We start from the raw sequence: 12,389 nt of genomic DNA on the forward strand, positions 1-12,389 counted from the left end.
TGGCTTTTAATTAATCGCTTTTAGTTAATGGCTTTTAGTTAAAGGCTATTAGTTAAAGGGTATGAAGTAGAATAGGTGCAGACCCGCATTCAACAAGGTTAGTGCTTGTACCTAAAGGTATTACTGTCATCTAGGATTTCAACCTTAATTGGCACAATCCCTTGATTGGTACTGGCGATTTGTTGAAACGACTTTTGAGAAAGGTCAATCACTCGCCCTTTTACAAACGGGCCACGATCATTAATTTTTACATCAACACTTTTGTTATTTGCCGTATTTGTTGCTCTAACGATTGTCCCAAAAGGCAAGGTTTTATGCGCCGCTGTATAGGCTCTCATATTGTACTTCTCACCACTGGCAGTGAGCCTACCGTGAAATGGTTTCCCATACCAAGAAGCTTTCCCTACTAAAGCATGGGACTTTGAGTATTGAGTTGTTTTGGATGCATCTATGGGTAAATTCGATGTAGATGAACAGCCAGCTAACGTGGCAATAAGTATAGTGGTAACGGTTAACTTAAATTTCATCATTCTATCTATTATTCGCTTATTTGAGTGGGGCTGGCCCTGTTGACCACCTTAGAGCGCTGACAAATGCACAAAAGCAGCTAACTAGGCTTAACGCAGTCTAGATGAGAACATATACCCTGTCACCCAACACACCGCGATAGCTAGCGCCCAATCACACAAACCTGAGTCACGTTAGTTTAATAACTGGGTAATTAGTGAATCACAGGTTTACCGAGCTTTAGTTGCGCATCCCCTAGATAACAAAATCATCGAAGATATACGCCAAGAAACCAACACAGGCATAGCTATTGGGAAAGATTATCTTAAAAATGAGATGGAGAAACTAACAGGAATCTGCATGTGTCCAAAGAAAATGGGACGACCTTACAAAACAATAAATTAAGTTTACTTTGACCCACTTATTTTAATAAAAAACCTTGATGCAGTAACATCAAGGTTTTGTTTTACTCGGCTTATAAATACTAGAACTTCGCCATAAAAGATTCGGTCAATGGTAAACGCATGTCTTTACCCATCATCTCATACACATTGAATTGGACAGTATTCCAGGTCTCTTCAAAGTTATATTCGAAAACACTTTCGCCAGTTTCTAAACTTTGAGTCAGTGTCCACTCGGTCGCGTAACTTGAAACACCATTACCGTTACCAAAGTCTTTATATGGCGCATCAGCTGGGACACGGTATGGCACAGTTGACAACTTCATCATCGCACCTCGATCACTGGTAGGTTGATGCAGCTTACTCACAAAGTAACTAGCATGAACAAAACGGCTTGGTGAATTACCATTACCGATAGAGCCATAATCAGTATCTCGAGTTGCGTTTTCCCATGTATCTTTTACGTTATTGCGAGCTTCTATTTGTTGCTTCATTGACGGGTCATTGGTCATCACCATCGCTTCTTCGCCGCGATAAGTGTTTAGGCCATCTTCATCCATTTCAATCACTAATCGATCACCACTTTTATCAGTGACAGACCAATGTAGTTTGATCTCAACAGGCATGCCATCCATCATCACTGAACCATATGTCAGTGTCGGTAAAGCCTGCACCACTTCTTCTACCGAAGCGTAGTTAGCCAGAAGATACTCAGCAAGTGTAAATTGAGTCAAATCCGAGTCACTTTTGGCTTCGCCCATCGTCATATCTGGGTAAAACAAAGTATCGACTTTCATGCCCTCGCTGTTTACGCCATCAGCAACCAATTCACCATATGCCAAAACGGCAACCATGTTGTATTTAACCTTGTAGGTTCCCCCAAGGTCATTACCATGCATTGAGCGAATATCGCCTTTATTGATAGTGCCTAAAATAGGTTTAGTAGACTCCATCCAATCCATAGTTCTTGAGGTATAAGTACCCAGTTCAGTATTCCAAGCAACCGATGTACAAGCATTAGCAATCCCAGCCGTTGTTGAAGCCGCTAATAGAGCAAGTGCGATAGTGTTAAGTTTCATGGTTATCTCCGATTCAGTAGTGATGTGCCGGTAGTTTATGATGAATATTCACTACCAAGTAATCGCATATGACGGATAAGGTTCGTCCAATTTTTGATGAGAATGAGATGAAGAAACGAACAGAAGTGGGTAAGTCCCAATAGAAAATGGGACTAGCTAACAAAGCAGTAAACTTGAAATAATCTGAGCCTAATGAATCCCCACCGATTTCATCAGACTCTGCCCCGCTCACTTATTAAAACGCTAAAGTCTCACCATCCGCAGGAATGAAAACTTTCTCTAACAAGCCATTGTGCTTGATTGACTCTTTCAGAATGGGACGAGTCACAGCGCAGTGATTTAGCGCCTCCATATGGTTCGCAATCACCTTGTTTGGAGACAGACGAATAAACTCCATAACCTCATCAGTAGACATCAATAATGGTTGTCCAACATCCATACGAGCACGACCTGCCGCCACGACGGTGATGTCGGGTTTAAACTCATTCAAAGCACGTCTTACATTATCGGTTAGAACTGTGTCACCGCTAATATAGATAGTGGGTTCATTGGGAAGCTGTAATAAAAAACCAACACCATTTGCCATTACCTTATGAATCCAACCATGACCATGCTGAGCAGGAACCGCTGTAAGTTTACCGCCTAGAAAGTCGATAGTTTGCCAGTCCTCAATCCCCCAACTTACGGTTAAACCGTATTTCTCTAAGTAGGCTTTATCTTTCGCTGGTGTCGCAACTGGGATGCTACGACTTGCTAAGAATGCCTCACCAGCAGGATCGAGGTGATCACCATGTTGCAACGCCTTAATACCAAAAGTTTGGCTATGAGTAATTAGCGTATGAGTAACCTTACTTAATAACTCATCTGCAATTGCTGGCATCTCAACTGTTGGATTTTTCGCAGCTTTGGCTTTAATGACTGAAAACGGCGGCATAGAGCCTTTTTTACCCAACATAGGATCAATAAGGATAAATTTGTCACCAGACTCAATAATAAATGTTGCACTACGCAAGTGATGGATTTTCATAATGACTCCCTAAATTCGCTAACAGCTCATGTTTCTATGTAGCTTAGTATGCAATGTTCAGTACTTGTGTAACACTGTCCCGATAGTCAATATTCATGCAAATCGAGCCATTTATGTTTAAATCTGACGATCTTATAAAAATTACTTTGGTTGCCTTTGAGGGTATCAGTGCTTTTCATCTCTCAGTACCCTGCATGGTCTTTCAAGATATATTTGTCGGACAGCCTCCTCAGTTTGATTTGAAAATCTGTACCGAAAACGGCTCACAGTTTGAAACTGGCTCAGGCTTTGATGTTGTAATTGACAGAAATCTTAGTGCGATCGAAGCGGCGGATATAGTCATTATTCCAAGCTGGCCGAATGACCTAGCAGAGCCGAGCAAACAACTGATCGCAGCGCTGCAAGAGCATCATAGGAAAGACAAGCTACTGGTAGGACTTTGCCTCGGATCTTATGTGCTTGCATGTGCAGGAGTGTTAGATGGAAAAAAGGCCACAACCCATTGGGCGTTTTCCGAGCAATTTCAGCAGCAATTTCCAAAGGTAGAGTTTGACCCAAACCCTCTGTTTATTGAACATGAAACACTCATCACCTCAGCAGGTATAGCCGCATCACTTGATTGCTGTCTACACATAGTGCGCCGATTGCGAGGTAGCAAGCTTGCCAATGATATTGCGCGTAAAATGGTGACAGCGCCATTTCGAACAGGGGGGCAGCAGCAATACATACCAGCACCGATTAATACCAAACCCCTGAAAGAAACAAGTCTTAGTCTTGTGATTGAAAAGGTCGAGCAAAACCTCAATCTATCTCACTCATTAGAGGAAGTCGCCGCGCGCTGCGCAATGAGTAAACGCACCTTCACACGCCAATTTAAAGCCACTTATGGTTGTACATTTGGCGAGTGGTTGCAAAATCAACGCTTAGTGCTCAGCCAAGGTTTACTAGAAACAACTCAGAACTCTATTCCTCAAATTGCACAGCAAGCAGGTTTTGGTTCTGACAGTGTATTCAGAAAGCACTTTAAAACAGCTTTTCATGTCTCACCTATTCAGTGGCGCGCCACATTCAAACAATAGACTTACTTTCATTGTTAGTAATTAGCTTTTCTTACAATCGACCACTTCTTATAAATAGGGTCAGGCTCTGCCCCACTTATTGGAGAAGCAGAAACGAAAAGCAGCAAAGAAGCCGCATGTGCGAGCATAAATTAGCAACACCGAATCTAACACGCTATTTTTAAATGATTTTAATCACAGATTGATGCTTAAAAGCATTGCACTTTTAAGAACAAGTAGCGTAATCTATAACCAATAAAAAACTAACGCAGGCCAAGCTCTTAATCCAATAAGAGAACGCCTTTCAGGGAAGAAGAAGCCAATCATTAGCTTGTAAAAGCCAGTTCATTTGAACCACACAAGCACAAAATGAAAAGTTTACTCTGCCTCCACTTTTTTTAGCGCATAAATTATGAATAAAATTATTAAATTAAAAGATGGTATAGAAGTTGAGGTAGAAATTGATGAGCATCAAGCCAGAGAAATTTCTTTTGAAAATAAAGTTAATACTTCGATTAGCGATATGAAAGATTTTTTAACTCAAGTAGTCAAGCCTATATCAACAACTTATAAGGAATTAAATCAAACAGTCGGCATAGCTGAAACAAAAGTTACGTTGGGTTTAAAGGTTGGCTTAGAAGGTAGTTTTATTTTAGCTAAGAGTACAACTGAAGCACATATTCAAGTTGAAATGGTATTAAGGAAAATACATGAATAATTCAGTTCTAGATATTAAAAGTAAAAGTGGTAGCACATTAGGTACAGGGTTTGTAGTAAAAAATGATGCCAACGGTGCATTCATAGCTACATGTGGCCATGTTGTGAATAGCTGTGCTGGAGATATACTCGTAAATGGAAGAAGATCCAAACTAATTTCCAATAAATACGATGAAGGTTTAGATTTAGCTATTTTGTATGTTGAAGGTATAAAACATCAAAGGCTAGAGCTAGCTTTGGCTGGGACTTCAAGAGTTAAAGTAATTGGATATTCAAAAATAATTGGTTCAAGTAAAAAAGAAACCATTGCGAATATAACAGTAAAAAAAGAAATTGAAATTGGAAATATAAAATCAATCAAACTCTACCCAAAAGAGAACATTTGTGATGGTTATAGTGGTTCCCCTGTAATATGCGAGATAACAAATAATGTCGTAGGCATCGTCAATATAAAATCTGGCCTTGAGAATTATGCTATCTGTTCCGAGCATTTAGCCGAATTAATTGATGTCAATCTTAATGAAGCATGCATTAATAACAAGCTTAAATTAACCACAAAATTAAGTGAAATAGAATCAGGAATCATAGAGTCAAAATTAAAAGACAAACTTAACAATTCACTATCATCATTTTCAACCCAAAAAAACTCTTGGGTAAGTCCCAACATTGATAGAAACCCTGAATCAAAAATGAATGAGAGTGATAAATTAGAAGTTGATTCATTAATTAATAATCCAACATCAATAATAATAAAATCGCGACAACAATATGGAGCGACGACCTTAGCACATTACCTGATTAAGGAAGCATGGTGTTGTGAAACACCCTCATTCTGGCTTTATTTAGATGCCAGCAAGTTAAAACCTCATAAAAAAGATATAGAAAAAAATATTAAAAAAAGTATTGATGAACTAGGGCTAACTATTGAAGATATAGAATGTATTATTCTAGATGAATTTTCTTCTTCAATACAAAATGGAAGTAAAATATTATCAGAGATCAACAGTATTTTCGTTAATAAGCCAATAATTTTAATGTATTCGCTGGATGAAAACCCAATAGTCAAAGAAGATATTAAACTTCCAAGAGAATTTACATCATTTTATCTTTGGTCACTTGATAGGAAAGGAGTAAGAGAGTTAGTAAAAAACTATAACTCAAATAGCGTAATTGATGATGACTCAAGAGTATTAAATAAAGTTGTAGCAGACTTAGAAGCCTTAAATATTCCCAGAACCCCACAGAATTGCCTAACCATATTAAAAATTTCAGAACGTGATTTTGATGATAGTCCTGTTAATAGAGCTGAAATGATTGGGAGTGTTTTACACTTACTATTCAATATTGACGAAATTCCACACTACAAAACTCGACCAGACTTAAAAGATACCGAATTCACACTAGGGTTCTTTTGTGAAAAAATAATTAAAAATAGACAAATGTTCTTCACAAGAGAAAAATTCATACAAGAATTATCAACTTTCTGCCAAGACAATGAAATAGATTTAGAAGTTCATATAATTTTTGACATATTATATTCAAATAATATTTTAATTAATAGAAACGAAGGTTTTTGCTTTAAATTCACTTATTGGATTTACTATTTTGCGGCACACAGAATGTTACATAGTGATGACTTCTCAAGTTATATTCTAGATGACATGAACTATGTTAACTACCCTGAAGTAATTGAATTTTACACGGGGATAGATCGTAGAAGAAATGGTGCTTTAAGGATATTGGTAAAAGATCTAAACTCGACTGAACGTATAGTTAATAACAAATGCAAACTACCTGATGACTTTAATATTTATCAATTTGCAAAATGGTTACCAAGTAATAGTCAGCTAGAAAGGTTAGAAAAGGAAATTTCCGAGGGGGTTTCAGCTTCAAGTTTACCTGATGAAATAAAAGATGATTATGCAGATAGATCATATAATCGGGCTACACCTTTAAAACAAAACCTTAACCATATTCTCGAAGAATATTCGTTACTAAGACTTATGCAGAGTATAAAAGCATCTTCATTGGCACTAAGAAATAGTGACTTTGCAGATACGAAACTAAAGCACGAACTGTTAAATTCAATTTTGAATGGAATAAAGCAACTAACCAATGTACTTATTGCATTATCTCCAGTATTAGCAAACTCTAACTCAGCAAGTGTAGAGGGGATACATTTCTACTTAGATGAAAATTTTAGTGAAGATTCTAATAAAAAATTGAATGAGATAATACATTGCGTACCATCTAATATGATTGACTGGTTTGTAGACTTGTTATTTACAAAAAAAATGGGAACACTTGTTAGCAATAGACTTTCAGAAGAAAGTGATAATTACAAAACTCACTTCATGAATTTAATGTTAATTACAAAAAGACCAAAAAACTGGGAAAACAATATTGCTGATTATATTTTGTCAGTTGATAAAAACTCATTTTATCTGCTAGATATTATTAATTGTTTAAAATCAGAATATAGATATAGTTATACGACTCCTTCAAACGTACATAAAATTGGTAACCTAATAAAACTCTGCTCAGGAAAACATCGGCATATATTAAATAAACCAAGTGTTAAAAAAGCCAAAAACCTTTCAGATAACTTACTACCTGAAAGACAAGTTTAACATTAATAACTGAGCACTAATATTCAGATAACTGAAAGTGAGTCATAGTAAAGCACCAACAAAAAAGCGAACCAATCGGTTCGCTTTTTCTCATTATGAACAGCTTAACTTCAACAGAAGTCTGCTAACACCATAATTGCGTCGCTGGCGAAGCTAGTACAAGGCGAACCGAAGGGTCTAGCGCGGAGTTGACTGGTGTCAATGAACACTCACACTCCTACATCAAATCCACTCATATCAAATAGCGTTACTGCCGAAAGTAAGACAAAAAAGCCGCTGCTTTTTGCCACGGAGTTGACTGTTGTCAATGAGTAGCAAAAAGTAGCGGCTGATGCCGTATTACTGAGGTTAAGTAGCTATTTACTCGTAGTCAGAGATAGGTACGCAAGAACACATTAAATTGCGGTCCCCATAAACATCATCAATACGATTAACCGTCGGCCAGAACTTATTCGCTCTCGCTGCTGCACTTGGGAACACGGCTTCTTCACGGCTGTATGGGCGTGTATCAAACGCTGGGTCCATAATATCGGCCATTGTGTGCGGTGCATTGTGCAGTGGGTTGTTGTCGCTTGGCCACTCGCCTGATTCTACTTTAGCGATTTCGCTGCGAATTGAGATCATTGCTTCAACGAAACGGTCTAGCTCAACTTTTGATTCAGATTCTGTTGGCTCAATCATCAGCGTGCCCGCTACTGGGAAGCTCATGGTTGGTGCGTGGAATCCGTAATCGTTTAGACGCTTAGCAATGTCCATTTCGGTTACGCCTGATGACTCTTTAAGTGGGCGTAAGTCGATAATACATTCGTGCGCTACGCGGTCGTTACGGCCAGTGAATAATACTGGGTAGTGACCTGATAGCTTTTTCATCACGTAGTTAGCGTTTAGCAGTGCCATTTGGGTTGATTGCTTCACACCTTTGGTGCCTAACAGCTTAATGTACATCCAGCTGATAGGTAGGATGCTTGCACTGCCGTATGGCGCGGCTGATACTGCGCCATTGTTGTCGCTTTCGCGGCCAGGTTTTACGATTTGGTGACCTGCAACAAACGGGGCTAAATGCTTTTTAATACCGATTGGGCCCATACCTGGTCCGCCGCCGCCATGTGGAATCGCGAAGGTTTTATGTAGGTTAAGGTGCGATACGTCTGCGCCGATAAAGCCTGGTGACGTTAAGCCAACCTGTGCGTTCATGTTCGCGCCATCAAGGTAAACTTGACCGCCAAACTCATGGACGATTTCACAAATTTCAGCGATTGATTCTTCATACACACCGTGAGTCGATGGGTAAGTGATCATGATGCACGATAAGCTGTCTGCAAGCTCTGCCGCTTTTGAACGTAAGTCTTCAATGTCGACGTTACCTTCTTTATCACATGCAGTCACGACCACTTTCATGCCTGCAAGTTGCGCCGACGCTGGGTTAGTACCATGAGCAGATTGTGGGATTAAACAAATGTCTCTGTGCCCTTCTCCGCGTGATTCGTGGTATTTCTTAATCGCAAGTAGACCTGCGTATTCGCCTTGTGCACCTGAGTTAGGCTGGATACACACGGCATCGTAACCTGTGATGTTAACTAAGAAGTCAGATAGCTCATTGATAAGATGAGTGTAACCTTCAGCTTGGTCTAGCGGGCAGAATGGGTGCATGTTAGCAAATTCTGGCCAGCTTACCGGTAGCATTTCAACGGCTGCATTAAGCTTCATGGTACATGAGCCAAGCGAAATCATTGAATGGTTAAGGGCTAAATCTTTGTTTTCTAGACGCTTGATGTAACGCATCATTTCAGTTTCGCTTTGGTAGCGATTGAATGTTGGGTGAGTCAAGATGGCATCTTTACGCTCAAGCTCTGCTGGGATTGAGCTAAAGCCGTTACCTACGATGTCGCCATCGATAGCCGCAACATCAAGGCCATGACCTTCACCGATAATCACATCAAATAACTGAGCGATATCTTCACGTGTGGTGGTTTCATCTAAGCTGATACCCACAACGCCGTCTGCATCGATACGTAGGTTAAGTTCAGCGGCAACTGCGCGAGCGGTGACTGTAGCGACATCTAAGCCTTTAACACTGATGGTGTCGAACCAAGTGTTGTTAACTAACTCAACGCCTTTGGCTTTAAGGCCAGTCGCTAGAATGTCAGTTAAACGGTTAATGCGGCTTGCAATGGTTTTAAGCCCTTGTGGGCCATGGAATACGGCGTAGAACGATGCCATATTCGCTAATAAGATTTGTGCAGTACAAATGTTTGAGTTGGCTTTTTCGCGGCGAATGTGTTGCTCGCGTGTTTGCATTGCCATACGCAGTGCTTGGTTACCACGGGTGTCTTTTGACACACCGATGATACGACCTGGCATTGAGCGCTTGTGAGCGTCACGGGCAACAAAGAATGCTGCATGTGGTCCGCCGTAGCCCATTGGTACGCCAAAACGCTGTGCGCTACCAAAAACGATATCTGCGCCCATTGAACCAGGTGATTTAAGCATTACCAGTGACATGATGTCAGCAGCAACGGTCACAATGGCTTTCTTTTCAGCAAGCTTGGCAAATAGCTCAGTGTTGTCGGTGATTTCACCATGGCGGTTGGTGTACTGGAATAACGCGCCAAATAGCTCGTAGTTTGCGGCTTCTGCTGCTGGGCCTACAATCACTTCAAAACCGAAACACTCGGCACGGGTTTGCACTACATCTAATGTTTGTGGGAACACATCGTCTGCCACAAAGAAGATGTTGGCTTTTTTGGCTTTAGACACACGCTTGGCCATCGCCATTGCTTCAGCGGCTGCGGTGGCTTCATCAAGTAATGATGCTGATGCAAGGTCAAGACCGGTTAGGTCCATAGACACTTGTTGGAAGTTTAGAATTGACTCTAAACGGCCTTGTGCGATTTCTGGCTGGTACGGGGTGTACGCTGTGTACCAACCCGGATTTTCAAACACGTTACGTAAAATGACGTTAGGTACATCAGTACCGTAGTAGCCCATGCCGATGTAGCTTTTGAATACTTTGTTTTTATCAGCAATAGTGCGGATGTAGGCTGTGCCTTCCGCTTCGCCACATGAATCACCAATGGTTAACTCTTGCGGTAAACGAATTGAACCAGGCACGGTTTGTGCGGTTAAGTCTTCAAGCGACTCAGCACCGACGAAGTTCAACATTTCTTGCTGTTGCGCTTGGTCTGGGCCTATGTGTCGGCTTAAAAATAATTCGTGTTGCTCTAATTGAGTTAGGGTTTGCTTAGTCATGAGAAGTCGTGTTCCAAATCTGCCAGAATGTCACTGTAGGGCTATAAACTGGTCTAGGGAAAAATGTTGTTGTGCAATACTTTAATGACTAGCGGAAGGATCGCTATATCATTAAAAAAAGTTTTAAAGGCAAAACAAAAAGAAGCTCCCAAGGGAGCTTCTATTAGCGTCGACGATTATTCTTCGTCAATCACTTCTTGGTAACCGTCAGCGTCTAACAAGTTAGCCACTTCAGTTTCGTCAGATGGCTTAACGCGGAAGAACCAACCTTCGCCAAATGCTTCGCTGTTAACTAGCTCTGGTGAATCTTCTAGTGCTTCGTTAACGGCAACAACGTCACCTGAAATTGGTGCGTAGATGTCAGATGCAGCTTTTACAGACTCAGCTACTGCGCAGTCTTCGCCAGCAGTGACTGTATCGCCTACTTCTGGTAATTCTACGAATACCATGTCACCTAATAGCTCTTGTGCATGCTCAGTGATACCCACTGTGTATGTTCCGTCTTCTTCTTTACGGATCCACTCATGTGATGAAGCATATTTAAGTTCAGCTGGAATGTTGCTCATTGTCGTAATTCCTATATCTATAAATTTAAAGCGCAATTTTTATTTGAGTTAATGGGATAAGTACTTAGTCGTCAACTCGTTGACTATTGATTGATATTATCTAAATAAGTGCTTATACCAAAATATGTTAGTCGCAAAATGTGCTGTTAAATCACAATTTTGCTTACTCACATCAGAATGCTTGTTTACCGTTTCGCACGAAACTTGGTGCAATCACTTTAACAGCTACGCGCTTTTTGCGCATTTCGACTTCAGCCGTATCGCTAATGCCTTTAGGTACACGCGCCATGGCAATAGAATAGCCTAAAGTTGGCGAGAAAGTACCGCTGGTAATAGAACCTTCATGTTCAACGCCATCTGCGTCAGTGAAGAACACTGGCATGCCGTGACGTAATACACCTTTTTGTTCCATGATAAGGCCAACTAACTTGTCTGGCCCTACTGCTTTAATTTCTGTTAATGCTGCGCGGCCAATAAAGTCACGGTCTTCTGGCTCCCATGCGATAGTCCAGCCCATGTTAGCGGCTAATGGGTTAATGGTTTCATCCATATCTAAACCGTATAGGTTCATGCCCGCTTCTAAACGTAGGGTGTCACGTGCGCCTAAGCCACATGGCTTAACGCCTGCTTCAAGTAGTGCTTGCCATAAGCTTTCAGCTTCGGCTTCAGGGACGATAATTTCGTAACCTGCTTCACCGGTGTAACCTGTGGTCGCAATGAATAATGACTCAGACTGCACACCAAAGAACATTTTCATGCCTTCAACCGCTGCGTTTTGCTCAGCGCTGAATACTTCAGCCGCTTTTGCTTTCGCGTTAGGACCTTGAACGGCAATCATCGCCAGCTCAGGACGCTCAGTAATGGTCACATCAAAGCTTGCTGACTGCTTGTCCATCCAAGCTAAATCTTTAACGCGAGTGGCTGAGTTAACCACTACGCGGTAATGGGTGTCAGTAAGGTAATAAGTAATGAGGTCGTCGATAACGCCAGCGTTGTCGTCTAGCATGCCGCTGTATAGCGCCTTACCAGCCACTTTTAGCTTAGCAATATCGTTTGCTAATAATTTACGAAGGAATGCACAAGCATCGGTACCTGTCACATCAACTACAGTCATGTGTGATACATCGAACATACCTGCGCCAAGACGCAGGTATG

Annotated in this window: 9 protein-coding genes; 3 read left to right on the plus strand and 6 right to left on the minus strand. The window is 40.9% G+C overall.

The genetic code is table 11. The annotated features are described in order from the left end of the window. Positions 1-98: 98 nt before the first annotated feature. The 3 genes from FNZ24_RS08225 to FNZ24_RS08235 form a co-directional block, all read right to left on the minus strand. Positions 99-527: a septal ring lytic transglycosylase RlpA family protein gene (locus FNZ24_RS08225; RefSeq protein ID WP_324187470.1), complete on the minus strand. Its 429-nt coding sequence runs from the start codon at positions 525-527 to the stop codon at positions 99-101. 464 nt (positions 528-991) lie between these two features. Beyond that, positions 992-1,987: a linear amide C-N hydrolase gene (locus FNZ24_RS08230; RefSeq protein ID WP_153914007.1), complete on the minus strand. Its 996-nt coding sequence runs from the start codon at positions 1,985-1,987 to the stop codon at positions 992-994. 235 nt (positions 1,988-2,222) lie between these two features. Next, positions 2,223-3,014 carry an MBL fold metallo-hydrolase gene (locus FNZ24_RS08235; RefSeq protein ID WP_153914008.1) on the minus strand — a complete coding sequence of 264 codons (792 nt, stop codon included), beginning with the start codon at positions 3,012-3,014 and terminating at the stop codon, positions 2,223-2,225. A gap of 113 nt (positions 3,015-3,127) precedes the next feature. Here FNZ24_RS08235 and FNZ24_RS08240 point away from each other — a divergent pair, with 113 nt between their 5' ends. From FNZ24_RS08240 to FNZ24_RS08250, 3 genes are all read left to right on the plus strand, one after another. Then, complete coding sequence (locus tag FNZ24_RS08240) at positions 3,128-4,093, plus strand: GlxA family transcriptional regulator (protein ID WP_153914009.1); 966 nt, start codon at positions 3,128-3,130, stop codon at positions 4,091-4,093. 391 nt (positions 4,094-4,484) lie between these two features. After that, positions 4,485-4,790 (plus strand): CU044_2847 family protein, encoded by a 306-nt coding sequence (locus FNZ24_RS08245; RefSeq protein ID WP_153914010.1) that lies wholly within the window; start codon positions 4,485-4,487, stop codon positions 4,788-4,790. Further along, on the plus strand, positions 4,783-7,419 hold the full coding sequence (locus tag FNZ24_RS08250) for a S1 family peptidase (protein ID WP_153914011.1): 2,637 nt from the start codon (positions 4,783-4,785) through the stop codon (positions 7,417-7,419). Before FNZ24_RS08245 ends, FNZ24_RS08250 begins: the two co-directional genes overlap by 8 nt. 360 nt (positions 7,420-7,779) lie before the next feature. On the opposite strand, the gene gcvP is transcribed toward FNZ24_RS08250, so the two are convergent. From gcvP to gcvT, 3 genes are all read right to left on the minus strand, one after another. After that, positions 7,780-10,668 carry an aminomethyl-transferring glycine dehydrogenase gene (gene gcvP, locus FNZ24_RS08255; RefSeq protein ID WP_153914012.1) on the minus strand — a complete coding sequence of 963 codons (2,889 nt, stop codon included), beginning with the start codon at positions 10,666-10,668 and terminating at the stop codon, positions 7,780-7,782. Positions 10,669-10,844: 176 nt separating this feature from the next. Next, the gene (gene gcvH, locus FNZ24_RS08260; RefSeq protein ID WP_153914013.1) at positions 10,845-11,234 is read right to left on the minus strand and encodes a glycine cleavage system protein GcvH; all 390 of its coding nucleotides are present in this window, start codon (positions 11,232-11,234) and stop codon (positions 10,845-10,847) included. A 172-nt stretch (positions 11,235-11,406) separates the two neighbouring features. Further along, a partial coding sequence (gene gcvT, locus FNZ24_RS08265; protein ID WP_153914014.1) for a glycine cleavage system aminomethyltransferase GcvT occupies positions 11,407-12,389 on the minus strand: 983 nt, incomplete at its 5' end.

This window comes from Shewanella sp. TC10, assembly GCF_009663145.1.
Taxonomy (GTDB): Bacteria; Pseudomonadota; Gammaproteobacteria; order Enterobacterales; family Shewanellaceae; genus Shewanella.

What these genes read in the sequence shown, in the direction of transcription:
- FNZ24_RS08225 (WP_324187470.1), bottom strand. Translation starts at nt 527, where the DNA reads ATGAAATTTAAGTTAACCGTTACCACTATACTTATTGCCACGTTAGCT.
- gcvP (WP_153914012.1), bottom strand. Translation starts at nt 10,668, where the DNA reads ATGACTAAGCAAACCCTAACTCAATTAGAGCAACACGAATTATTTTTA.
- FNZ24_RS08250 (WP_153914011.1), top strand. Translation starts at nt 4,783, where the DNA reads ATGAATAATTCAGTTCTAGATATTAAAAGTAAAAGTGGTAGCACATTA.
- FNZ24_RS08245 (WP_153914010.1), top strand. Translation starts at nt 4,485, where the DNA reads ATGAATAAAATTATTAAATTAAAAGATGGTATAGAAGTTGAGGTAGAA.
- FNZ24_RS08240 (WP_153914009.1), top strand. Translation starts at nt 3,128, where the DNA reads ATGTTTAAATCTGACGATCTTATAAAAATTACTTTGGTTGCCTTTGAG.
- FNZ24_RS08235 (WP_153914008.1), bottom strand. Translation starts at nt 3,014, where the DNA reads ATGAAAATCCATCACTTGCGTAGTGCAACATTTATTATTGAGTCTGGT.
- gcvH (WP_153914013.1), bottom strand. Translation starts at nt 11,234, where the DNA reads ATGAGCAACATTCCAGCTGAACTTAAATATGCTTCATCACATGAGTGG.
- FNZ24_RS08230 (WP_153914007.1), bottom strand. Translation starts at nt 1,987, where the DNA reads ATGAAACTTAACACTATCGCACTTGCTCTATTAGCGGCTTCAACAACG.